Source organism: Pseudarthrobacter quantipunctorum, assembly GCF_045291495.1.
Lineage (GTDB): Bacteria > Actinomycetota > Actinomycetes > Actinomycetales > Micrococcaceae > Arthrobacter > Arthrobacter quantipunctorum.
In genome coordinates, this window is sequence record NZ_CP148033.1 from 2,980,291 (window position 1) to 3,002,066 (window position 21,776).

Annotated in this window: 21 protein-coding genes; 12 read left to right on the forward strand and 9 right to left on the reverse strand. The window is 66.7% G+C overall.

Going from position 1 to position 21,776, the window contains the following annotated elements; translation table 11 throughout:
* Positions 1-168 precede the first annotated feature (168 nt).
* The gene (locus WHH00_RS13470) at positions 169-702 is read left to right on the forward strand and encodes a hypothetical protein (RefSeq protein ID WP_406633489.1); all 534 of its coding nucleotides are present in this window, start codon (positions 169-171) and stop codon (positions 700-702) included.
* A 3-nt stretch (positions 703-705) separates the two neighbouring features.
* On the opposite strand, the gene WHH00_RS13475 is transcribed toward WHH00_RS13470, so the two are convergent.
* Positions 706-2,118: a PLP-dependent aminotransferase family protein gene (locus tag WHH00_RS13475; RefSeq protein WP_406633491.1), complete on the reverse strand. Its 1,413-nt coding sequence runs from the start codon at positions 2,116-2,118 to the stop codon at positions 706-708.
* Between WHH00_RS13475 and WHH00_RS13480 the strand changes: the two genes are divergently transcribed.
* A complete protein-coding gene (locus tag WHH00_RS13480; protein ID WP_406633493.1) occupies positions 2,117-3,091 on the forward strand; it encodes a DMT family transporter in 975 nt (324 codons plus the stop codon). The two genes, WHH00_RS13475 and WHH00_RS13480, sit on opposite strands and share 2 nt — an antisense overlap.
* A 4-nt stretch (positions 3,092-3,095) precedes the next feature.
* Positions 3,096-3,725, forward strand: a complete 630-nt coding sequence (locus tag WHH00_RS13485; RefSeq protein ID WP_406633495.1) for an FMN-binding negative transcriptional regulator — start codon at positions 3,096-3,098, stop codon at positions 3,723-3,725.
* Positions 3,726-3,817: 92 nt separating this feature from the next.
* Here WHH00_RS13485 and WHH00_RS13490 read toward each other — a convergent pair whose 3' ends face one another.
* A complete protein-coding gene (locus tag WHH00_RS13490; RefSeq protein WP_406633497.1) occupies positions 3,818-4,639 on the reverse strand; it encodes an SDR family NAD(P)-dependent oxidoreductase in 822 nt (273 codons plus the stop codon).
* Positions 4,640-4,801: 162 nt separating this feature from the next.
* Here WHH00_RS13490 and WHH00_RS13495 point away from each other — a divergent pair, with 162 nt between their 5' ends.
* Positions 4,802-5,185, forward strand: coding sequence for a TfoX/Sxy family protein (locus WHH00_RS13495; RefSeq protein WP_406633499.1), 384 nt, complete (start codon positions 4,802-4,804; stop codon positions 5,183-5,185).
* Positions 5,186-5,316: 131 nt separating this feature from the next.
* Positions 5,317-6,147, forward strand: coding sequence for a GAF domain-containing protein (locus WHH00_RS13500; protein WP_406633501.1), 831 nt, complete (start codon positions 5,317-5,319; stop codon positions 6,145-6,147).
* A 118-nt stretch (positions 6,148-6,265) separates the two neighbouring features.
* Here the strand turns inward: WHH00_RS13500 and WHH00_RS13505 are convergent, their stop codons facing one another.
* Both WHH00_RS13505 and WHH00_RS13510 read right to left on the reverse strand, forming a co-directional pair.
* Entirely contained in the window at positions 6,266-7,669 is a 1,404-nt protein-coding gene (locus tag WHH00_RS13505) for a GntP family permease (protein ID WP_406633503.1), read from the reverse strand.
* Positions 7,670-7,711: 42 nt separating this feature from the next.
* The gene (locus WHH00_RS13510; protein WP_406633505.1) at positions 7,712-8,257 is read right to left on the reverse strand and encodes a gluconokinase; all 546 of its coding nucleotides are present in this window, start codon (positions 8,255-8,257) and stop codon (positions 7,712-7,714) included.
* 188 nt (positions 8,258-8,445) lie between these two features.
* On the opposite strand from WHH00_RS13510, the gene WHH00_RS13515 reads away from it, so the two are divergent.
* Together WHH00_RS13515 and ctaD are read left to right on the forward strand one after the other, a co-directional pair.
* On the forward strand, positions 8,446-9,183 hold the full coding sequence (locus WHH00_RS13515; protein ID WP_406633507.1) for a FadR/GntR family transcriptional regulator: 738 nt from the start codon (positions 8,446-8,448) through the stop codon (positions 9,181-9,183).
* A 97-nt stretch (positions 9,184-9,280) separates the two neighbouring features.
* On the forward strand, positions 9,281-11,035 hold the full coding sequence (gene ctaD, locus WHH00_RS13520; RefSeq protein WP_231454453.1) for a cytochrome c oxidase subunit I: 1,755 nt from the start codon (positions 9,281-9,283) through the stop codon (positions 11,033-11,035).
* A 25-nt stretch (positions 11,036-11,060) separates the two neighbouring features.
* Here the strand turns inward: ctaD and WHH00_RS13525 are convergent, their stop codons facing one another.
* Both WHH00_RS13525 and WHH00_RS13530 read right to left on the reverse strand, forming a co-directional pair.
* Complete coding sequence (locus WHH00_RS13525) at positions 11,061-11,909, reverse strand: alpha/beta fold hydrolase (protein WP_406633509.1); 849 nt, start codon at positions 11,907-11,909, stop codon at positions 11,061-11,063.
* A gap of 391 nt (positions 11,910-12,300) precedes the next feature.
* Positions 12,301-12,504, reverse strand: a complete 204-nt coding sequence (locus WHH00_RS13530) for a cold-shock protein (RefSeq protein WP_066274236.1) — start codon at positions 12,502-12,504, stop codon at positions 12,301-12,303.
* A 316-nt stretch (positions 12,505-12,820) separates the two neighbouring features.
* On the opposite strand from WHH00_RS13530, the gene WHH00_RS13535 reads away from it, so the two are divergent.
* The 5 genes from WHH00_RS13535 (at position 12,821) to WHH00_RS13555 (ending at position 16,831) form a co-directional block, all read left to right on the forward strand.
* Positions 12,821-14,095 carry a flavin-containing monooxygenase gene (locus WHH00_RS13535; protein WP_406633512.1) on the forward strand — a complete coding sequence of 425 codons (1,275 nt, stop codon included), beginning with the start codon at positions 12,821-12,823 and terminating at the stop codon, positions 14,093-14,095.
* A gap of 47 nt (positions 14,096-14,142) precedes the next feature.
* On the forward strand, positions 14,143-14,553 hold the full coding sequence (locus WHH00_RS13540; RefSeq protein WP_406633514.1) for an alpha/beta fold hydrolase: 411 nt from the start codon (positions 14,143-14,145) through the stop codon (positions 14,551-14,553).
* The gene (locus WHH00_RS13545) at positions 14,550-14,999 is read left to right on the forward strand and encodes a hypothetical protein (protein WP_406633516.1); all 450 of its coding nucleotides are present in this window, start codon (positions 14,550-14,552) and stop codon (positions 14,997-14,999) included. The genes WHH00_RS13540 and WHH00_RS13545 overlap by 4 nt, the downstream gene beginning before the upstream one ends.
* A gap of 90 nt (positions 15,000-15,089) precedes the next feature.
* A complete protein-coding gene (locus WHH00_RS13550) occupies positions 15,090-15,359 on the forward strand; it encodes an SHOCT domain-containing protein (RefSeq protein WP_406633518.1) in 270 nt (89 codons plus the stop codon).
* Positions 15,359-16,831, forward strand: coding sequence for a multicopper oxidase family protein (locus tag WHH00_RS13555; protein WP_406633520.1), 1,473 nt, complete (start codon positions 15,359-15,361; stop codon positions 16,829-16,831). The genes WHH00_RS13550 and WHH00_RS13555 overlap by 1 nt, the downstream gene beginning before the upstream one ends.
* Before the next feature lie 34 nt (positions 16,832-16,865).
* Here the strand turns inward: WHH00_RS13555 and WHH00_RS13560 are convergent, their stop codons facing one another.
* The 3 genes from WHH00_RS13560 to WHH00_RS13570 form a co-directional block, all read right to left on the reverse strand.
* A complete protein-coding gene (locus WHH00_RS13560; RefSeq protein WP_406633522.1) occupies positions 16,866-18,701 on the reverse strand; it encodes a gamma-glutamyltransferase family protein in 1,836 nt (611 codons plus the stop codon).
* Between the two features lie 70 nt (positions 18,702-18,771).
* On the reverse strand, positions 18,772-19,827 hold the full coding sequence (locus WHH00_RS13565) for a 2,3-butanediol dehydrogenase (protein WP_406633524.1): 1,056 nt from the start codon (positions 19,825-19,827) through the stop codon (positions 18,772-18,774).
* A gap of 30 nt (positions 19,828-19,857) precedes the next feature.
* Positions 19,858-21,657 (reverse strand): NAD(P)-binding domain-containing protein, encoded by a 1,800-nt coding sequence (locus WHH00_RS13570; protein ID WP_406633526.1) that lies wholly within the window; start codon positions 21,655-21,657, stop codon positions 19,858-19,860.
* Positions 21,658-21,776 lie beyond the last annotated feature (119 nt).

Consider the following 21,776-nt stretch of genomic DNA (forward strand, 5'->3'; position numbering starts at 1 on the left):
CGACCCCTAGCGCCCGCCCTGCCATACCGCGCCCGGAGGAGCGGCATCAACCCCATCATGCGCCCGGACCCGTTCTGGATCCAGAGTCAGCCGCTGGATTAAGGCTCCGTTAAGTCCTCGGGGCAACTCTTGAGCCACTCAACCCGAGTACATCTGAAAGGAAGATCCATGAAAACCAGCAGCATCACCCGTGGTCTGGCTCTCTCGGCCCTGGTAGCAGGATCCTTTGCGGCGCCTGCGCAGCAGGCTCTTGCCGATGACCCGATCTTTGTCCCAGCCGGTCAGGGCTGTGCCGACTTCAGCATTCAATTGTCGTCAACTGGAGGCAATCTCCACGAAAAGGAATTCTATGACGCGGAAGGCAACGTCGTTCGCACAATCACGGCCGGCAAAGGCTTCCTTCTTACATATACGAATATGGGACCGGACCCCGACCCAGAAGATGCTGTTGCTGGCGAGTCTATAACCTTCCGGACCGACGGTTCGGTAACAGAAATTGTCACCAACCCAGACGGTACTTTGACCTACACAGCCACCGGGCACAACGCACTCATCATGTTCCCAACCGACGTGCCCGCCGGTCCTACTACTACGCAGTACGTCGGCAGGATTGTCTTCAACGTCGACCCCGCCACGGGTGTCTTTACGCTAGTTAGCACCTCCGGCCGGGCTGTCGATGTCTGCGCAGAACTGGCCGACTGACTCCTAGCCCAGGTTCCGCTCCAGCATCTGCCCGATGATCCGGGCGCCTTCGGGGAAGGCGCCCGGATTTGTGCCCGAAAAGTTGAGCCGGATAAACGGCCCCGCAGGCTCGGCAGGGAACCACTCGTCCCCGCGGGCAATGATCACACCGGCGGCTTCGCAGTCCCGGGCCAGCCGCTGCAGATCCGTCCCGTCGGGCAGGCGCAGCCACAGGTTAAGCCCGCCCTTGGGCACCTGCTCAATATGCGCCTGCGGGATGTGCTCCCGGACGCTGGTGACCAGCAGCTCGCGGCGGGATTCCAGCTGGTGCCGCAGGCTGCGCAGGTGAGTCTGCCACCCGGGCTGCGTGACGACGTCGAGCGCTGCCGCCTGCAGCAGCCCGCTGACATACATTGACTCTGCCGCACGGTCGGCGAGGATACGCTCCCTCGCCGGGCCGCGCGCAATCAGCGCCGCCACCCGGATGGATGTGGAGACGCTCTTGGTCAGCGAGCGCAGGTAGACGACGTGCCCCGAATCGTCACGGGAGGCGACCGGCACGGGGATGGAGCTGATGCCGAAATCATGCGCCCAGTCGTCCTCCACAAGGAACGCACCCTTGGCACGGACAACATCAAGGACCTTTTCCCGCGTTTCCGCTGGCCACTGCGCGCCCGTGGGGTTGGCATAGTTGGGCTGCGCATAAAAAACCCTCGCGCCTGATTCCTCGAAGGCGCGGGCCAGCTCGCCCGGGTCCGGCCCGTCCGGTCCCGTGGGCACCGGCACCACCCGCACCCCCGCCTGGGCCGCGGCCAGGATGGCGCCCCAGTAGGAGGGCGACTCCATCAGTAGCGGCTGCCCCCTGCCCACCAGGGCGCTGAAGATGGAGCTCAGTCCGCTCTGGCTGCCAGGAAGTACGACGACGTCGCTCGGGTTGGGCGGGGTGGTCCCCGCAGGCGTGGACGCGCCGAGCTCGTGGGCGAACCACGACTGCAGCTCCGGCATCCCCGCGGCGGGAGGCCGGGAGAGCGCCGCGTCTCCGCGGGCGGCCCGGGTGAGAGCAGCCCGGACCAGCCGCTCGGGCAGGAGCTCCCGTGCGGGGTAGCCCGAGTGGAAGGAGATGGCGTCCTGCGGCACGTTCCGCATGGTGGATGAGGCCGGCGGCAGTGCTGCCAGTGGTGAGCGGAGGGCGGCCGTCTGCCAGCCGTAATCGGACGGGCGTGCCGTCCGGACTGCCCGCATGAAGGTACCGACGCCGGGCCGGCTCTCGATCAGCCCCTGTGCCGTCAGGGCCTGCAGGGCCTTCTGCACGGTGACAGGACTTGCCTGGTACTGGGCCACCAGGGAACGTGTGGACGGCAGCTTCGCGCCGGGCGCGGCATTGGCCATCCACGATTTCAGGTGCGCCACAATACGTGAACTGCTATCGTTGCTCATGAGAGCAAATAGTAGCGCTACTGTACCTGTGCGCACAGTGTTATCCCGATCCAGCCCGGCCGGGCTTTGGCTTGGCTTCCTTGGAGTCGCGGCATTCTCGCTCACCGTCCCTTTCACCAAGGTGGCCGTCGCTGGCCTGGCGCCGCTGTTTATCGGTTCAGGCCGTGCAGTTGTGGCGGCCGTTCTGGCCGGCGCCGCACTGGCACTGACCCGGCAGGCACTCCCCCGCGGGACGCAGTGGTTCCGTGTTGCGGTAGTGGCGGCCGGCGTCGTAATTGGCTTTCCGCTACTCACCTCCTTCGCCCTCACCAGCACCGCCGCAAGCCACGGCGCCGTGGTTATCGCGCTGCTCCCGGCCGCGACGGCCGCCGCAGCCGTAATCCGCGGGCGGGAACGGCCGCCGGCAGCCTTCTGGCTGGTCAGCGCTGTGGGCGCCCTTGCGGTGACCGCTTTCGCCTCCGCCCAGTCCGGCGGCCTTGGAGTCCTGCACTGGGCGGACCTGCTGCTCCTTGGTTCCGTGGTGGCCGCCGCGGTCGGTTACGCGGAGGGCGGCCTGCTGGCCCGCGAACTGGGTTCCTGGCAGACCATCTCGTGGGCGCTGGTTCTCGCCTCGCCGTTGATGCTGGTCCTGGCCGCCGCCTCCGCCGCCCAGCAACCGCCGTCGGCAACTCCCGCACAGTGGGCAGCGTTCGGGTACCTCGCCGTGGTGAGCATGTTCCTGGGGTTCTTCGCCTGGTACCGCGGCCTGGCCATCGGCCCCATCGCCCGGGTAAGCCAGATCCAGCTCGTCCAGCCCGTGCTGACCATTTGCTGGGCGGCGCTCCTGCTGGGTGAATCCCTGGCCTGGTCCACGGTCCTGGGCGGGCTGGCCGTCATCCTGTGCGCTGCCGCCGCTGTCAGGGTGCGGCTCCAGCCCGCCCCGGCGCCGTCTTCCGAACTCGATCCCGCACCGCTTCAGACAGTAAAGGACTAGCCCCATGTACATTCCGGCCCACTTCGCCGCGGTCCCCGAAACCGTCCGGCACCTGCTCACCAGGCTAGGCGCAGCGAACCTGGTGACCGCGACCCCGCAGGGGCTTATGGCCACGCTCCTGCCGTTCGTCTACGATCCCGACGCCGGCGAGTACGGCGCGCTGCAGGGGCACTTGGCGCGGAACAACACGCAGTGGTCCGAGCCCGCCGCCGGGGAGGCTCTGGCCATCATCCAGGGTGCGGATGCCTACATTTCCCCGTCCTGGTATGCGTCCAAGGCCGAGCACGGGCGCGTTGTCCCCACCTGGAACTACACCACGGCGCACGTGTACGGGCATCTGGTGATCCATGACGATCCTGCCTGGCTGGACCGGCAGGTCCGGCGACTGACCGGCGTCCACGAGTCCGGCTTCGACCACCCCTGGGACGTGGACGACGCACCGGAGCGTTTCATTGCCGGGCAGCTGCGGGCAATCGTGGGCGTGGAACTGGTGATCACCCGGATCGAGGCCAAGGCCAAGCTGAGCCAGAACCGGCCTGCAGCGGACGTTGACGGCGTCGTGGCCGGCCTGGCTGCGCGGGGCCAGGCCGAGGCGGCGGCGGATGTGGAGCAGGCGCGCCCCCGACCCAACTAGGTAGCAGCAGATGTCGTCTTGACGGCCCATAACGACATCTGCTGCTACCCAGTTTTATCCTCAGCACCCCGTGACGTCACCGCCCCCGGACTTCAGGCGGCCTTGACCAGCTCCTGGCTCTGCTCCCACAGGCGGCGGGCCAGCTCGGCGTCGTAGGCCTGGGGGTTGGCCTTGGCCAGCGCGCGCTTGTAGTAGTACGCACCGGAGATCCAGTCCTTGCCCGCAGTGCCATTGATGAGCCACAGCAGGGTATCGGCGCCCTGGTCCGGGGTGAGCATGAAGCGGTTCAGCAGGGTCTTGTAGGCGTGCCGGAACGGGCTGGTGGAGTCCGCCGCGAAGTTGGTGCGCACAACGCCGGGGTGGAACGCCGCCGTCGTAATCCCCTGTTCGCCGAAGCGCCGGTGCAGCTCGGAGGTGAAAAGGATGTTGGCCAGCTTCCCGGTGCCGTAGGCGCGGTTGGTGGAGTAGCCCTGCTCGGAATTGAGGTCGAACAGGTCCAGCTTGCCGAAGCTGTTGGCGCCGCTGGAGGTGTTGATCACCTTGGCATTGCTGGCAACGAGCGTCTCCATCAGCAGCGTGGTGAGCAGGAACGGCGCCAGGTGGTTGATCTGGAACGTTGACTCGTTGCCGTCCACGGTGAGGGTGCGCTTGCCCATGATGCCGCCGGCGTTGTTGGCCAGGACGTCGATGCGCGGGTAGTCGGACTCCAGCTGCGCGGCCAGCGTGCGGACCTGCGCGAGTTCGGAGAAGTCGCTGACAAAGTAGTCCGCGTCCAGCTCCTTGGCGATGGCCCGCGTCTTTTCCTCGGAGCGGCCGACGACGACCACCTGGTCCCCTGCCTTGGCCAGGGTACGCGCGGCTGCTGCGCCGATGCCGTCGCTGGCGCCGGTGATCACAATGGTGCGAGGGGTCAAGGGGTGTCCTTTGGTTGGGGAACGTCCGGCGCCCGGCTTGGGCGCGCTGCCTACCGGCACAACGACGGCGGGCGGCAGGGTGTTCCCCGGCGCACCGCACGGGGCATATCCTGCACAGACCAGCAGGCACCGCACCCAGCGGTCCGATCCCAGGGGGAAGACATGGAGATGCCCAAAGCGCCGGACGAGGCCAAGGAGCGCTTCCGGTCCCTGGTCCCTGACAGTCCGGAGGTGTCGGTGAAACCGATGTTCGGCAACCTGGGGGCGTTCGTCAACGGCAATATGTTCGCAGGGCTTTTCGGGCGCACCATCGGCATCAGGCTTTCCCCGGAGGACAAAGAGCAGCTCGAGAGCGGCGAGCGGACCGTCCCGTTCGGCCCGGCGGACCGGCCGATGCGCGAGTACACCGGCCTGCCGGAAATCTGGAACGAGGAAGGCGACGGCGACGACGCCCGCGCGAAAGCGTGGATCCGCAAGGCGTATGAGCACGTGGCGGGCCTGCCGCCGAAAGAGCCCAAAAGCAAAACCCGTACCGCCGGAAACTAACCCCCGCCTGTAACCCCCGCCGCGGCCACAGCCAGCACGCCCGCGTGCTCCCGGAGAGGCCCCAACCATCCCAGGTAGCCGGGGGCCAGATTACTAAGTAAGCTTATTAACATGGCTTTTGCAACTACAGAGTGCGCGAACCCAGCAAACGCGTCTCAGGGGAGGTGGACGCAATCGACAAAGAGGTGAGGCGGCGGCTCGAACTTGCTGCCACGATCGGGTTGGATCCTCAGAAGCTTTGGCCGTCCTACTTCGGCAGGTCACCGTGTTCCGCGTTCGAGCTGGACGCCTACCTTCACGAGGCCCTGAGGCTGCCCGCGATCGAACGCGGGCCAGATGCAGTCAAGAACGCCAGCGCGGAACAGCCGGCCCGGCCCGCGGAGCAGCGGAGCATGAACCCGGAACGGGGCGGACCAGGAGGTCCCCGGAAGCCTGACAAGGAAGACGCGCTGGCCGCCCTCGGCGCGGCAGGCAAATCGCTGCTTTCCCCGGAACGGGCGGAGGAGGAACGCCTTAAATCACTGCATGAGACGGACCTTCTGTTCACCGGCCCGGAGGAAACGTACGACCGCGTTGTTGCCGCCGCCTGGAAATTCTTCGGCGTGGGGGCGGCATCCCTGTCCCTGATCGCCGAGGATGCCCAGTTCTTCAAGTCCGCCATCGGGCCGCTGCGCGAGGAGACTCCCCGCATCATCGCGCTCTGCACGGAAACGGTGGAGCAGAACGCGATGCTGGTCATCAACGACACCCTTGCCGACGACCGCTTCGCCTCCAATCCGCTGGTCACCGGCGAGCCCTACATCCGTTTCTATGCCGGCTATCCCCTGCACGGGCCCAGGGGCTGGAACATCGGAACGCTCTGCGTCATCGACCAGGAGCCCAGGACTTTCTCCGCGTCCGACCAGCAGGTGCTCCGGACACTCTCCGCGGTGGTCCAGAAGGACATCGACGCCCGCACCTAGCACCGCCCTGCCTTGGGCCGCTGGGATAAAGACTCCGGGTACGACGACGGCGGGGCGGCCAGCATTTCTGCTGCCCGCCCCGCCGTTGTTGTCCAGTCAGCCGTGGCTGGGAAGGATGCTAGCCCGCCACCCCGGCCAGCAGGAAGATCACGGCGGCGATGGCGAAGCCCATCACGCCGATGAGGGTTTCCATGACGGTCCAGGTCTTCAGCGTGGTCTTGACGTCCATGCCGAAGAAGCGGCCCACCAGCCAGAAGCCGGAGTCGTTCACGTGGGAGACCACCACGGAGCCTGCGGCCACGGCGATCACCATGGCGGCCACCTGCATGCCGTTGAGTCCGGCCAGTGCCACAGCCGGGGCGATCAGGCCCGCGGTGGTGGTCAGCGCCACCGTGGCGGATCCCTGGGCGATGCGCAGGATGCTGGAGATCAGGAAGCCGGCCAGGATCAGCGGGATGCCCAGGTCGCCCAGGACGTCGGCGAGTGCCTGGCCGATGCCCGAGGTGCGCAGGACGCCGCCGAACATGCCGCCGGCGCCGGTGATCAGGATGACGGAGCAGACCGGGCCGAGCGAGGATTCGAGGAGCTTCTCGACTGCTCCGGCGTCCTTGCCGCGCTTGCTGCCCAGCACGAACACGGCCACCAGCACCGAGATCAGCAGCGCCACGGGCGTTTCACCCAGTGTCCGCAGGACCTGGTACCACTGCTCTTCCTTGACGCCTTCGGGCAGGACGTTGGAGGAGGCCAGGGTGTTCAGTCCGGTGTTCATGAAGATCAGGACCAGCGGCAGGAGCAGCAGGCCAACCACGGTGCGGAAGCGCGGCGGGTGTGATTCCGCTTCCGCGGAGGCGTGGCCCAGGATTTCCGGCACGGGAAGGACCAGTTTCTTGCCGGTGTAGAGGCCGAAGAGGTAGGCGGTGACGTACCAGGTGGGGATGGCGACAAGCAGGCCGGCGATCGTGACCAGGCCGATGTTGGCGTCAAAGAACGCGGACGCGGAGACCGGGCCGGGGTGCGGCGGCAGGAAGATGTGCATCACGGAGAACGCACCGGCGGCGGGCAGGCCGTAGCGGAGCACTCCCCCGCCGAGGCGGTGGGCCACGGCGAAGACGACGGGCAGCATGACCACCAGGCCGGCGTCGAAGAAGATGGGGAAGCCGAAGATCAGGGAGGCCAGGCCCAGCGCGAAGGGGGCGCGCTTCTCACCGAAGACGCCGATGAGGTAGTCGGCCAGCACCTTGGCGCCGCCGCTGGTTTCCACGATGCGGCCGAGCATGGCGCCCAGGCCTACCAGGAGGGCCACTGTGCCGAGGGTGGTGCCAAAGCCGTTGATCAGCACCGGGACCACCTGGTTGGCGGGAATGCCGGTGGCGAAGGCGGTTGCGAGGCTGATGAGGATCAGGGCGATCAGGGCGTGCATGCGCAGCTTGATGATCAGGAACAGCAGGACGAGGATCGCGGCTCCCGCGATGAGCAGCAGGGGTCCTGCGCCCAGCGTTTGGGTCCATCCTTCGATGGTCATGGTTCTCCTTTGAAACAGTATCTGTTGGGGTTTTGGGAAAGGTCAGGGTGCGCAGGGCGCCTGTCCGGCGGGAAGCTGCAAAGCCTTCACGACGGCGGCGACCAGCTGTTCAGGTGACTGCGAGATGTCCAGGCGGAGGCTGCCGGCGTCGAGCTCTTCCTGGCTGAGCGGCTCGAGGGTGGCCAGCTGGCTGGGCAGCAGGGTGGGCGGCATGAAGTGGCCTTCCCGGCCCTGCATGCGCTGGCTGATCAGGTCCGCGCCGCCGTCGAGATGGAGGAAGACGACGCGGCCTTCCGCTTCGGAGAGGAGCTGGCGGTAGCTCTTCTTGAGGGCGGAACAGGTCAGGACCGTGCTGCAGCCGGCCTGCGCCTGGGCTGTCATCCAGTTGCGGATTTCCTGGAGCCAGGGCCAGCGGTCCTCGTCCTGGAGCGGGATTCCCTGCGTCATTTTGGTGATGTTGGCTTCGGGGTGGAACTCGTCCGCTTCGGCGCAGGCCCAGCCCAGCTGCGAGGACAGGGCCGCTGCAAGGGTGGTCTTGCCGGACCCGGCAACGCCCATGACCACGAGGTGCGTGGGGGGATACTGCATGTCATACCTCCGGAGAAGACGTCTTTGGCTTTCGAAGAAGCTCACTGCGAGCCCATGAAGAAGTGGGCTACGCCATAAGGTATCACCTTTTGAACCAAAAGATACTATCTTTTCGTGTTACAGGTCATACCTTTGCCAAATTTCCCGGTATTCTGGGAAGGCGCTGCGGCGCAGGAGAGGCGGACAGAATGTCGACGGCGACAGATGAGGGCGCGGATGAAGCGCACGACGGCGGGGCCTCCCCCGCGATGCACGAGCGCATCCTGGAGGTGGTTGGCGTTGCCATCGCTTCCGGCAAGCTTCCGCCCGGCAGCCGGCTCACGCTCGAGGGCCTGCAGCAGGAATACGGGATATCCCGGACCGTAGCCAGGGACACCATGAAGGTCCTTGAGTCCATGAACCTGGTCTATTCGCGGCGGCGCGTGGGCATTGTGGTGCAGGACCGGTCGCTGTGGAACGTTTTTGATCCGAAGCTGGTGCGCTGGCGGCTGGCCTCAGACCGGCGCGAGCTCCAGTACAGCAGCCTCACCGAACTGCGCATCGCCGTCGAACCCATTGCCGCCGCCGGCGCCGCCCGGCGTGCCAGTGCTGCCGAACGCGCCCAGCTCGTTGCCCTGGGGGCCGAACTCCGGCGGCTGGGCGAGGCCGGCGATCTGCAGGGGTTCCTGTCCGCGGACATCGAGTTCCACCAGCTGCTTCTGCGAAGCTGCGGGAACGAAATGTTCCAGGCCCTGGAGGGGATGGTGGCGGAAGTGCTGACCAGCCGGACCCAGCAGGGGCTCATGCCGTTCAAGCCCCGGGACGAGGCACTGCAGGCGCACCAGGACGTCGCAGCAGCGGTGGCGCGCGGAGATACGGCGGTGGCGGAGTCGGCCATGCACCACATTTTGGATGAAGTGCGGGAAGCGATGGGCCTGGGCGGCTGAAAGATCCCCTTCCCGGGGGCCATGATCCTGAGTAGCCTTCAAAGTAAGGCCCACGAAGGACCTGCCGCGCCATACGGAAGATTCGGTGAGGTGGAAGATGGCCACTACAGAACATTCAGCTGAAGGGCTTGCCGCTACGGCCGCGCCTGCCGTCACGCGGCGCCGCAAAGGCAGCCTGGTGGTCAACTGGATCACCACCACTGACCACAAAACCATCGGGTACATGTACCTGATAACGTCGTTTGCCTTCTTCTGCCTGGCCGGCGTGATGGCCCTGCTCATCCGGGCGGAACTCTTCGAGCCCGGCATGCAGATCCTGCAGACCAAGGAGCAGTACAACCAGCTGTTCACGATGCACGGCATCGCAATGCTGCTGATGTTCGCCACCCCGCTGTTCGCCGGGTTCGCCAACTTCATCATGCCGCTGCAGATCGGTGCTCCCGATGTCGCATTCCCGCGGCTCAATGCCCTGGCTTTCTGGTTCTTCCTCTTCGGCTCCACCATTGCGCTGTCCGGCTTCATCACGCCCCAGGGCGCCGCTTCCTTCGGCTGGTTCGCCTACGCGCCGCTCTCGGATACCACCTTCAGCCCCGGAATCGGCGGGGACCTCTGGGTGTTCGGCCTGGCGCTGTCCGGCTTCGGTACCATCCTGGGCGCGGTCAACTTCATCACCACCATCATCTGCATGCGCGCCCCGGGCCTGACCATGTGGCGGATGCCGATCTTCACCTGGAACACCCTGGTCACCTCGATCCTGGTGATCATGGCCTTCCCGCCGCTGGCAGCAGCCCTGTTCGCGCTCGGTGCCGACAGGCGCTTCGGTGCCCATATCTACGATCCGGAGAACGGCGGCGCGGTCCTCTGGCAGCACCTGTTCTGGTTCTTCGGCCACCCCGAGGTGTACATCATCGCCCTGCCGTTCTTCGGCATCGTCTCGGAGATCTTCCCGGTGTTCAGCCGCAAGCCGATCTTCGGCTACAAGGGCCTGGTGTACGCAACCATTGCCATTGCCGCACTGTCCATGACCGTCTGGGCGCACCACATGTACGTCACCGGCTCGGTGCTGCTGCCGTTCTTCGCGTTCATGACCATGCTGATCGCAGTGCCCACCGGCGTGAAGTTCTTCAACTGGATCGGCACCATGTGGGGAGGCTCGCTGACCTTCGAAACCCCCATGCTTTGGAGCATCGGCTTCCTGGTTACGTTCCTGTTCGGCGGCCTGACCGGCATCATCCTGGCCTCACCGCCGCTGGACTTCCATGTGTCGGACACCTACTTCGTGGTGGCCCACTTCCACTACGTGGTGTTCGGTACCGTGGTGTTCGCCATGTTCGCTGGCTTCTACTTCTGGTGGCCCAAATTCACCGGCACCATGCTCAACGAACGCCTGGGAAAGATCCACTTCTGGATGCTGTTCCTGGGCTTCCACGGCACCTTCCTGATCCAGCACTGGCTGGGCGTCATGGGCATGCCCCGCCGGTACGCCGACTACCTGGTGGAAGACAACTTCACCTGGATGAACCAGTTCTCCACCATTTCGTCCTTCCTCCTGGGCGCATCCCTGCTCCCGTTCTTCTGGAACGTCTACATCACTTGGCGGACCGGGAAGAAGGTCACCGTGGATGATCCGTGGGGCTTCGGCGCCTCGCTGGAGTGGGCCACGTCCTGCCCGCCGCCGCGGCACAACTTCACTTCACTGCCCCGGATCCGTTCGGAGCGGCCGGCACTGGACCTGCACCACCCGGAAATCCGGGTCCGTGAGCACGCCCCCGTCCACAGCCCGGCGGCGGAGGCCCTGGGTGCAGCCGATATCGGCCAGAAGGACGTCCGCAGCCCCAGCCCGGACGAGTAACAAAGAGGCCGGATCCGGCCGTCTGCTAGATGCAGCGGGGCTGGTAGGCCGGGTCCGCAGGTCCCGAGCTCCTGCCCAGCGCGTGGGCCACGATCTGGTGGACCACGGGATCATTGGGCGTTTGGTCGTGCTCGAAGACGTCCAGCGGGCACTTGTCCTGGACGGTGATGTTGGTGACCTGCCGGGCCGGACCCGCGAGGAACTGGCTGTTGTAGGGAATCACAACCTCGTCGTAGACCGTGGAGATGACGGTGTAGGACGGCCCGGCCACAGTGTCGCCAATGGAATTGAGCTCCTGCATAAACGCCGAGCCGGCCTGCTGATCTGCGCAGGCGGCACAGCCGAGGGCGGCGAAGTCCGGATCTCCCACGACTTCCGGCGGCGGGATGATCACGCCTTCGGTGCCGTGGTTTGAGGGCGCGATGCCGATGAGCTGGTTGACGTTCTTGGCACCACCCAGGAAGCCCATGTAGTAGCGGGGCATCATGCCGCCCTGGCTGTGGCCCACCAGGTTCACCTTCCTGGCGCCGGTGGCAGCCAGTACCGCGTCGACGAACGGGGCGAGTTCCTGTGCGGAGTCCGCGACAGGGGCCGTGGCGTAGACGCCGTTTGTCTCCCCGTAGTTCAGGGCAAACACGCAGTAGCCCTGGCTCTTGAGGTAGGGCGAGAGGGTGGACCAGTTCTTCACCATGCTCTCGAAGGTCCCGGGCACCAGGACCACCGGGTAGGGGTGTTCAGCGGTCGGCGTGCAGGACCAGTCGTTGGCGCCGGGAGGGGAAATTTCGACGACGTCCGCCTGGGCGGGCGCCACGGCCAGGGATCCGGCCAGGAGTGCGGAGGCGGCGATGGACAGGGTTCTGGTGAGCAGCGACATGGAAACCTCTTTGTTTTGTGTCAGCAGGTGCGGCCAGGGCCGGGAGCCGGGTAATCGGCCGGGTTTCATGCTAGGCATGATCGGTGCGGCAGCGGCGTGACGTGCACGAATGTGCGCAGCTGCGGGAGCTGGCGGGACGTTGGTCGTATGGCCTCCCACGGCAGGCATTGTTACTGGCCAGTAGCTTTCGAGGCGCAGGCCGGCCGCATTCTCAGGCAGGACCGGATTGGTCTTCTGCTCGCGGTTCCTGCACGAATGTGCACTTCCGGCCCTGACGGCATTGCCCCCGGGGGGCTGCTGGCACAAACGGGTTAAACAAAAGCTGGGCCGGTCAGTGACCGGCCCAGCTTTTCAAACTTTGAAACCCTAAGGCCCCAGTTTCTCTAAGAAATTAGAGGGACTGGATGTTTACGGCCTGGGGACCCTTGGGGCCCTGCTCGGTTTCGAAGGAGACCTTCTGGTTCTCTTCGAGTGAGCGGAAGCCGGAGGAGGCGATCGCAGAGTAGTGTGCGAAGACGTCCTGTGAGGAGTCATCGGGGGAAATGAAGCCGAAGCCCTTTTCAGCGTTAAACCATTTGACGGTACCAGTAGCCATTATTTTTGTCCTTCGTGAAGGTGGAGGAACTGTCCCGACTTTCGGGTCCTCCTGTTTGGGGTGCTCAAAACCGCTGCTTCAGAAGAACACGGGCTTTCGACCGTGCGTACTGCCTGAACTACGAACTGCATAAACACAACAACAGGATCTACTCTACAGGAGATTGCGGACAGCAATTACCAGTGCCACTTTTAGGCACCGAGGCCGGGCCCAGGCACCCCGGGCCGGGCACCGCTGTCGCCCCCTGTACGCAGGCCCGCGGCAGGCATATCCTGCCAGCAGGTCCAACTCCGCCCCGAGCCGCGGGAGAAGAATCATGGAGATGCCCGCACCCACAGGCAAGACTGCTCCGCAGGAGGTCAACACCCTGGTTATCGGCGCCGGGCAGGCGGGGCTGGCCGCAAGTTACTGGCTCGCCCAGGGCGGGGTGGAGCACCTGCTGTTGGAGGCGCGGGATACCCTGGGCGGGGCATGGCAGGACCGGTGGCATTCGTTCCACTTGAACACGCCCAACTTCTCATTCCTCCTGCCGGACCTGACGTACGACGGCCCCGATCCGGACGCGTTCCTCCCCCGCGACGCCGTCATCGACCTTTTCCGCGATTACGCAACCCGGATCGCCGCCCCGGTACAGATGGGAACGGAAGCCACCCGCATCGCGGCGGCAGATGGCCGCTTCCGCGTGGAAACCTCCGGCGGAACGTTCGCCGCGGCGAACGTGGTTCTGGCGAACGGCGCGTTCCAGCGCACCCGCGTCCCGCCGTCGTCGGCCGGATTCCCCGGGAACGTCCTGCAACTGCACAGCCACCACTACCGCAGCCCCCGCCAGCTCCCGGACGGCGCCGTGCTGGTGGTGGGCACCGGCCAGTCCGGGGGCCAGATCACGGAGGACCTGCTGGACGCCGGCCGCGTGGTCCACTTGTCCGTGTCCGCCTGCCCGGAGGCGCCGCGCCGCTACCGCGGCCGGGACATCTTCCACTGGATCCTGCAGGTCAACATGCACGGCCCTGAGTACGGCATCAACGGACTCCAGACGGCACAGCTCCCCTCCCCCGCAGCCCGGTTCATGTGCAATCCGCTCCTCTCCGGCAACGACGGCGGACACAGTATCCACCTGCGGGAACTCGGCCGCCGCGGGGTGCGGCTGCACGGCCACTTTGAAGGAACGGACAACGGCGTCCTCGTCTTCAGCGACGACCTCCCCGGACGCCTCGCCATGGTTGAGGCCGGGTTCAGCCAGCGCCTGAAACTGATGGCGGACGCCTACATCGAGGCAGCGGGCATAGATGCGCCGCCGGCCGAAGCGCGCCCCGACGACACTTGGCTGCCCGGGGAGTCCGGCGCACGGCTGGACCTGGCCGCGGAAAACATAACCTCCGTCATCTGGGCCACCGGGTACGGGCTGGACTTCAGCCTGCTGGACATGCCGGTGCTGGATGAATGGAACTATCCGCGGCACACCCGCGGCGTCACAGACGTTCCCGGCCTGTACGCCGTCGGACTGCCATGGCTCACCAGGCACCTCTCAGCCACGCTGGCGTTGGTGGGCGATGACGCAAGGTACGTCGCGGAGCATGTCGCGGGACGCTGAGCCTGGTGGCCCTTGCCAACGTCCGGCCGCGGCGTAGGGTTCTTTCCATGGAACCGATTCGGGCCATCCTCCTCCCTGGCGCTGTCCTCCCTGCGCAGGAAGCGTACGGCGCGCTGATTGAAGCCTTGGGGCCGGATGTCCAGGCCGTGGCCAAGGACTTGGAGATTTACGCGGACAGTGAGCCGCCGCCCGGCTGGAGCCTTGATACAGAGATCGACGGCGTGCTCCGCGACGCCGATGCCCTCGGGTGGGAGACCTTCCACCTTGCCGGCTACTCCGGGGGCGGGGCCGCGGCGCTGGCCTTCGCCGCGAAGCACCCCGAACGGCTGCTGAGCCTTGCCCTGCTTGAGCCGGCCTGGGCCGGGAGCTGGACTGGAGCCCCGCCCACGCCGAGGTCTGGAAGAAATTCGGGGAACTGGAGGCCCTTCCGCCGGAGCAGCTCCTTCCCGCCTTTATGAGGCTGGGAGTCAAGTCCGACATCGTCCTGCCGCCACCGCCGCCGGGTCCCCCGCCGCCGTGGATGGCAAAGCGGCCGGCGGGAATCAAGGCATTTCTGCGCACCTTCAGGAGCTATGACCTGGACCGTGCGCGCCTGGCCGCGTTCCGCCCGCCCGTGTTCTTTGCCCTCGGCGGCCTGAGCAACCCGGATGACTACGGCGAGATTGCCGGCCGGCTGGCGCGGGTTTTCTTCCCGGACTTCCATCTTGAAGTGTTCCCCAGGCGCCACCACTTCGATCCACCTCACCGGATGGAGCCCGTACGGCTGGCGGAGTTGCTGCAGCGGCACTGGGAGCAGGCGGAAAGAAGCCGGGCGGGGAGAGCGGACAATTTCAGCACCATGCCCCGGGTCACTCTGGAATCCAGCACGGAGGAGATCTTGGACGACCTCCGCGGTGACCGGTAACCAGGCCAAAGGACTTCGGACTCTGGCGGCCGGCAGGGAACCGGCGGAGTATCGCCCTATCAGGCGTCTCCGGGCGAAAGGGTTCTGGTCATGATGTGGGGTTACGGCACGAACATGGGCTGGATGATGTGGCTCTGGGGCTTCCTCCTGCTCGTTGGGATCGCGTTGCTGGTGCTGGTGGCCGTGCGGTTGTCTGGCCCCGGAAGGACACCTGAACGTCATCCAGAATGGCGGGGTCTGCCGGGACCTGACGCCGGCCGGACGCGGGCGCAGCAGATCCTCGATGAACGCTTTGCCCGGGGTGAAATCGCGGAGGAGGAATACCGCGAGCGGCTGAGGGTCCTCCGCGAGGACCACTGATGCGTGCCATCAGCCGACGGCGGGCGCTGCTGCTGGGAGGCCTGGGCGCGGCGGCCACCGTAGCTGGCGGAGCCGGGCTCTGGTGGACGGCCACGTCCCGCTTCTCCCCCGAAGCCGGCGGTGGGTTTACTGAGCCGGAGGAACTGCGCAGCGCTGACGGACAACTGAAGGTCCGGCTGGAGGCCTCCCCGGTGTCGGTGCCGCTCGGCGGCCTGCAGGCATCAATCCTGGGCTACAACGGAGGCGTCCCCGGCCCCACCCTGCGGGTTCGAGGTGGAGACACACTCCAGATCGAGCTGGTCAACAACCTGGGGGTCCCCACCAACCTGCACGTCCACGGCCTCCATGTATCGCCCCAGGGCAGTGGCGACAACGTCTTTGTCACGGTCCGGCCGGGCCAGTCGTTCAGCTATCAGTACCGACTCCCCGCGGACCACCCGCCCGGAACGTACTGGTACCACCCACACCACCACGGCATGGTGGCGGACCAAGTTTCCGGCGGCCTGTTCGGCGCCATCGTCGTCGAGGAAGGGGACCCGCCAGCTGTCAGCCGGGAACGCCTCCTGGTGGTTTCGGACATTACCCTGGACGGAACAGGCGCCCTGGCGGAGGCAACACCGATGGACCGGATGCTCGGGCGCGAAGGCCAGCTTGTCTTAGTGAACGGCCACAGCAACCCGGAGTTGCCAGCCCGGCCAGGCGAACGCGAGCGGTGGCGGATCGTGAACACCTGCGTTGCCCGCTATCTGCGGCTGCGGCTGGAAGGGCAGCAGTGGGAACTGCTGGGCATTGACCTGGCAAGTCTCCCCGCACCGCAGATGGTGGACGAATTGCTTCTGGCGCCGGGAAACCGTGCCGATGTCCTGGTCACGGCCGGCGAGGGAGTGTCCGCCCTCAGATCCAGCTACTACAACCGGGGAAGCATGGCAGGCATGATGGGACCGGCAGCCCGCAGGGGCGATGCCGGAGGCACCGGGGACCTGGTGCTGGCCACGTTCTCGGTGTCCGGAGCCGCTGCCACCGAGCAGCCAGCTCCGCCGCCCCTGCCCGCCCGGCCGGCACCGGAGGACCTGCGGACCGCGGTGGTGGCAGCCCGCCGGCAGCTGACCCTTGCCACGGGCACGGGTAGGGGGATGGGCATGGGAATGATGGCGTTCACCATCAACGGGCGGACCTTCGATCCGGACCGGACGGACACTGTTGTGGCCGCGGGGACGGTGGAAGAGTGGACACTGCTCAACCCCAGCCCCATGGACCATCCCTTCCATCTTCATGTCTGGCCCATGCAGGTCATCGAGGAATCCGGGACCGCCCAGGACGCGGTCATCTGGCGGGATGTGGTCAACATCCCCGCGAACGGGCAGGTGAAAGTCCGGGTGAGTTTTACCGGTTTCACCGGCCGTTCCGTGTACCACTGCCACATCCTGGACCATGAGGACCTGGGCATGATGGGCGTGATCGACGTCCGGTAAGCCACGCCGCCGAAAGTGCCTACTACCCCAACACTTACCGCCCGGCCGCGTAGCCCTGTCCGCCCCGCGGGTTGGCCGCAGCCTTCAGGACGCCGGTCTCCGGATCGCGGACCACAGCCGACAGGCGCCCGAGGGACCAGTCCCCCGCCCGGGTCACAATGTGGCCGCGCGCCTCGAGTCCGGCGATGACGTTGCCCCCGAGCCTGTCCTCCACAACCGCGCCGCCGGGCGTCCAAGTGCGGGGCCAGAAGGAGCCCGGGATGGACGTGGTGTGGAAGGCGGGCGCGTCGATGGCCTGCTGCGGCTCATAGCCGCCCACGATGGTGCGGAGCAGGTACAGCAACTGCCACTGGTCCTGCTGGTCGCCGCCCGGTGATCCGAGGGCCGCCACCGCCTTGCCGTCCCTGAGCACCAGCGTGGGCGTCAGCGTGGTGCGGGGCCGTTTGCCCGGGGCCAGGGTGGACGGGGCGCCGTCCTCCAGCCAGGTCATCTGCAGCCGTGATCCCAGGCAGAACCCAAGTTCGGGGATGGCCGGGGAGGACTGCAGCCAGCCGCCGGACGGGGTGGCTGAGACCATGTTTCCCCACTGGTCCACCACGTCGATGTGGCAGGTGTCGCCGCGGGTTTCCCCGCTGGGCTGCACCGTCGGCTCCCCCACTCCGGCAAACGCATCTTCCCCGCGGGCAGCGAGCGACGGCGGGAGGTACTCCGTGCGCAGCGGCGGCAGGAAGGGTTTGTGGCCGGGAACCCCGCCGGGCCGGAATGCGTGTGAGGCCTGTTCCCCGATGAGCTGCCTGCGCTCCGCCGCGTACTCCGGGCTCAGCAGGTAGTCCAGCGGCACCGCGGCATCGCCGTAGTAGGCCTCGCGGTCCGCGATGGCCAGCTTCTGCGCCTCCAGGATGGTGTGCGCTCCGAGGGCGGTGGACGGATCCAGGTACTCGTCGTCGAACCCGTCCAGGATGGCGAGCGTCTGGAGCAGGGCTGGCCCCTGCCCCCAGGGCCCGGTTTTGGCGATGGTGTGGCCGCGGAACTCCAGGGTGGCGGCGGGCTCGTACCCGGCCGAGAAACCCGCGAAGTCCGCTTCCGTCATCACGCCGGCATGGTCCGTGCCGGACGAGTGGCGGTGCGGTGTGGCAAGGAACGCAACCGCCGCCTTGGCTACGAAACCCACGCGCCACTCCCGCCGCGCGGCGTCGATCCGTGCTGACCGCGGCGCAGGCGTGCCGCCGTCGTCCGCCACACCTTCGCTGGCGGCGATGAGCCGCTCAAGCACGTCCGCGTACGCCACGTTCTTAACGATGTCACCCCCTGCGGGAACTTTGCCGTCCGGCATCCAGAGGGCGGCCGACGTCGGCCAGTGCTCTGTGAAGAGCGCCGCAACCGAGGCGATGGTGCTGCCCACGCGGTCCAGGACGGGGTGACCGTTCCGGGCGTAGCCGATGGCGAAGGAGAGCACGTCCGTCAGCTCCCAGGTGCCGTGGTCGCGGAGGAGCAGCAGCCAGGCGTCGACGGCGGCCGGCACCGCGGCGGCGAGCGCACCGGCGCCCGGCACCAGTTCCAGTCCTTCGGCGAGGTAGTGCTCGCGGGTAGCCGCGGCCGGGGCGGGTCCCTGGCCCATCAGCACAACGGGCTCGGAAGGATTGCCTGCAGTGACGAACACGCCCGTCATGTCCCCGCCGGGACCGTTCAGGTGGGGTTCCACCACGTGCAGGACGAACGCACCGGCGGCTGCGGCGTCGAACGCGTTTCCGCCGCGCTCCAGCACCGCCTGCGCCGAGGCCGTGCCCAGCCAGTGGGTGGAGGCCGTCATGCCGAACGTGCCCTGGAGGGTGGGCCGGGTGGTGAAGCTGCCTGCCGGTGTGTACGCCATGGTCTGCAATCCTAGGGATCCGGCGGGGAGGCGGCCGTGACCGCCACGCCCGCCTCCCCGCCCGGGCCAGCTATGGATGCACGAGGATTTTGACGGCCGTGTCCTTGTGGTTGATCAGGGTGTCGAACCCCTGCTCCACCAGGTCATCGAGCGCAATCCTCCCGGTGATGAACGGCTTGAGGTCCACTTTGCCCTCCTGCACCATCCTGATGACGGCGGGGTGGTCGCGGACGTAGGCGATGGTGCCGCGGAGGTCGATCTCCTTGAGCACCAGCTTCTGCATGTCCAGCGTGGCCGGAGCGCCCCAGATGGACACGTTGACCACCACTCCCCCTGGGCGGACGGCGTCGAGCATGGTGTCCAGCACCGCGTTCACGCCGGCGCATTCGAAGGCGACGTCCGCGCCGGTCCCGCCGGTGAGTTCCCGCACCCTCTCGGGGACGTCCTCCTTGCTCGGATCCAGGACGTGGTCCGCCACGCCGCTGGAGGTGGCCTTCTCTTTCCGGGCCTGGGTGAGTTCGCTGATGATCGTGGTCACCCCCATGCCCTTGAGGACAGCGGCGGTGAGCAAGCCGATGGGGCCGGAACCGCCCACCAGTGCCGTGTCCCCCGCCTTCACGCCGCTGCGGGCAACGGCGTGGTGGGCCACGGACAGCGGCTCGATCAGCGCCGCCTCATCCAGTGGAATATCCCCGATGGGATGCACCCACCGCGCATCCACCACGATCTTCTCGCTCAGCCCTCCGCCGCCGCCGGACAGGCCGATGAAGCCCATCTGCCGGCACAGGTGGTAGCTGCCGGCCTGGCACATGTCGCAGGTCCCGTCCACGAAGTACGGTTCGACGACGACGTTGTCACCCTTGGCCAGGCCCGTCACCCCTTCGCCCACGTCAGAGACCGTCCCGGAGAACTCGTGCCCCAGGGTCACCGGGGATTCCTCGCGGGAGAGCGGGTGCGGATGTCCCGGTGCCGGGCAGAAGATGGGACCCTCCAGGTATTCGTGGAGGTCGGTGCCGCAGATGCCGCACCACGCGACATCGATCTTCACCGCCCCTGCCCGGAGTTCCGGCTCCGGGATGTCCTCGATGCGGATGTCCTTGCGGGCGTGGAATCGAGCTGCCTTCATGATGGTCCTTCCTTTTTCAGCGGGTCCAACTCAGCGGGTGTGGTGGCTGGGCTGCAGTTCATACACCGGCGTCTCCAGCCCTTCCATCCGGGCCTTGAGCTGGAGCGCCAGGTAGGAGGAATAGTGCCGGCTCTGGTGCAGGTTGCCGCCATGGATCCAGAGGTTGGGGACGTTGGTTGGTTTCCACATATTGCGCAGCTCCCCCTCCCACGGACCAGGGTCTTTTGGCGTGTCTGAGCCGTATCCCCAGCACTTGCCCACCTGGTCCGCCACTTCGGTCGAGACCAGGTCCGCCAGCCAGCCGTTCATGGACCCGTAACCGGTGGCGTAGACAATAAGGTCCGCTTCCAGCTCCGTGCCGTCCGCCATGACCACGGCGTTTCCGGTGATCTTGGAGACCTGCCCGGACTTCAGCTTCACCCGCCCGTCGATGATCAGCTGGGACGCGCCCACGTCAATGTAATAGCCGGAGCCGCGCCGCAGGTACTTCACGAAGAGCCCGGAGCCGTCCACGCCGAAGTCCAAATCGAAGCCAGCGGCCTCCAGTTGCGAGTAGAACTCCGCGTCCCGCTCGGCCATCTGCTGGTACACCGGCACCTGGGTCTCCGGCAGGATCCGCATGGGCAGTGAGGCGAACAGCAGGTCGGCCTTCTCGGTGGTCACCCCGTTCGCCAGCGCCTTCTCCGAGTACAGCCCGCCCAGCGCAAGGTCCATCAGGGATTCGCTCCGGGCGATGTGCGTGGAGGACCGCTGCACCATGGTCACGTCGGCGCCGTGCTCCCAGAGGTCCGCGCAGATATCGTGCGCCGAGTTGTTGGAGCCGATCACCACGGCCTTCTTGCCGGTCCAGTCCCCGCCGCCGGGGTGCTGCGAGGAGTGCCGCTGCTCCCCCAGGAAGCTTTCGGCGCCGTCGAACGTGGGGATGTTGGGGTAGCCGGAGACGCCAAGGGCGAACACCAGCTGCTTGGGCCGGAGGGTCACAGGTTCGCCGTTGCGAAGGACGCTGACCGTCCATTCCTGCGTGCCGTCGTCGAACTTTGCCCCCACGCACTCGGTGCCGGACCAGTAGTTCAGCTCCATGATGCGGGTGTAGTGCTCCAGCCAGTCGCCGATCTTGTCCTTGGCGGCGAAGACGGGCCAGTCGTCCGGGAACTGCAGGTAGGGCAGGTGGTCGTACCAGACGGGATCGTGCAGGTGCAGGGACTTGTAGCGGTTCCGCCAGGAGTCCCCCGGCTTCTGGTTCTTTTCGATGATGATGGTGGGCACGCCCAGCCGCCGCAGCCGCGCCGCGAGGCCGATGCCGCCCTGCCCGCCGCCGATGATCACGCAGTACGGCTGCTCCTCATAGCCGAGCTTCGCTTCCTGCTCTTCCTTCAGCTCCAGCCAGGACCGGCGTCCCCGGACGATCTCGTGCGCCACGCCCTGGTCGCGGCGGGGGCCCTTCTTCTCTTCGAAGCCCTTGAGTTCCTGCATGGTGGTGAGCAGCGTCCAGCACTTGCCGTCCCGCAGCCGGAGGTGGCCGTAGCCCCGGGCAGCACCGGTTTCGAAAGTGATCCAGGCTTCCACTGTTCCGCCGGCGGCGGTGCTGCCGGTGGCGTCCTCGGCCAGGGCCCAGTTGGCAGGCTGCACCCGGTCCAGCGTGGCCTCCAGCATCCGGCGGATATCCGCCTTGCCTTCGAGCGTCTTGAGGTTCCAGGTGAAGGCCACGAAGTCCCGCCAGTAGCCGTCATCCCCGAAAAGCTCCAGCGCCGCGTCCACGTCGCGGTGCTGCAGCGCGTCATCCAGGCGTTTGAGCCAGGCCTGCGCGGCGGCCGTTGGTGATTCGGTCATGTCCACTCCTTTGTGTGATGGTCCGTGTTTGGTGGGCCCCGTTTCCGTCCTTCCCCCTGCGGTATGCTGGGCGGGCGTGAGCTGCGTCACTCCAGTGAAACGCAGTGGGGGTTACAGCA

What these genes read in the sequence shown, in the direction of transcription:
- WHH00_RS13530 (WP_066274236.1), bottom strand. Translation starts at nt 12,504, where the DNA reads ATGGCTACTGGTACCGTCAAATGGTTTAACGCTGAAAAGGGCTTCGGC.
- WHH00_RS13570 (WP_406633526.1), bottom strand. Translation starts at nt 21,657, where the DNA reads ATGACCGAATCACCAACGGCCGCCGCGCAGGCCTGGCTCAAACGCCTG.
- WHH00_RS13545 (WP_406633516.1), top strand. Translation starts at nt 14,550, where the DNA reads ATGAGGCTGGGAGTCAAGTCCGACATCGTCCTGCCGCCACCGCCGCCG.
- WHH00_RS13515 (WP_406633507.1), top strand. Translation starts at nt 8,446, where the DNA reads ATGTCGACGGCGACAGATGAGGGCGCGGATGAAGCGCACGACGGCGGG.
- WHH00_RS13555 (WP_406633520.1), top strand. Translation starts at nt 15,359, where the DNA reads ATGCGTGCCATCAGCCGACGGCGGGCGCTGCTGCTGGGAGGCCTGGGC.
- WHH00_RS13470 (WP_406633489.1), top strand. Translation starts at nt 169, where the DNA reads ATGAAAACCAGCAGCATCACCCGTGGTCTGGCTCTCTCGGCCCTGGTA.
- ctaD (WP_231454453.1), top strand. Translation starts at nt 9,281, where the DNA reads ATGGCCACTACAGAACATTCAGCTGAAGGGCTTGCCGCTACGGCCGCG.
- WHH00_RS13525 (WP_406633509.1), bottom strand. Translation starts at nt 11,909, where the DNA reads ATGTCGCTGCTCACCAGAACCCTGTCCATCGCCGCCTCCGCACTCCTG.
- WHH00_RS13485 (WP_406633495.1), top strand. Translation starts at nt 3,096, where the DNA reads ATGTACATTCCGGCCCACTTCGCCGCGGTCCCCGAAACCGTCCGGCAC.
- WHH00_RS13480 (WP_406633493.1), top strand. Translation starts at nt 2,117, where the DNA reads ATGAGAGCAAATAGTAGCGCTACTGTACCTGTGCGCACAGTGTTATCC.
- WHH00_RS13540 (WP_406633514.1), top strand. Translation starts at nt 14,143, where the DNA reads ATGGAACCGATTCGGGCCATCCTCCTCCCTGGCGCTGTCCTCCCTGCG.
- WHH00_RS13535 (WP_406633512.1), top strand. Translation starts at nt 12,821, where the DNA reads ATGGAGATGCCCGCACCCACAGGCAAGACTGCTCCGCAGGAGGTCAAC.
- WHH00_RS13505 (WP_406633503.1), bottom strand. Translation starts at nt 7,669, where the DNA reads ATGACCATCGAAGGATGGACCCAAACGCTGGGCGCAGGACCCCTGCTG.
- WHH00_RS13550 (WP_406633518.1), top strand. Translation starts at nt 15,090, where the DNA reads ATGATGTGGGGTTACGGCACGAACATGGGCTGGATGATGTGGCTCTGG.
- WHH00_RS13510 (WP_406633505.1), bottom strand. Translation starts at nt 8,257, where the DNA reads ATGCAGTATCCCCCCACGCACCTCGTGGTCATGGGCGTTGCCGGGTCC.
- WHH00_RS13565 (WP_406633524.1), bottom strand. Translation starts at nt 19,827, where the DNA reads ATGAAGGCAGCTCGATTCCACGCCCGCAAGGACATCCGCATCGAGGAC.
- WHH00_RS13495 (WP_406633499.1), top strand. Translation starts at nt 4,802, where the DNA reads ATGGAGATGCCCAAAGCGCCGGACGAGGCCAAGGAGCGCTTCCGGTCC.
- WHH00_RS13475 (WP_406633491.1), bottom strand. Translation starts at nt 2,118, where the DNA reads ATGAGCAACGATAGCAGTTCACGTATTGTGGCGCACCTGAAATCGTGG.
- WHH00_RS13560 (WP_406633522.1), bottom strand. Translation starts at nt 18,701, where the DNA reads ATGGCGTACACACCGGCAGGCAGCTTCACCACCCGGCCCACCCTCCAG.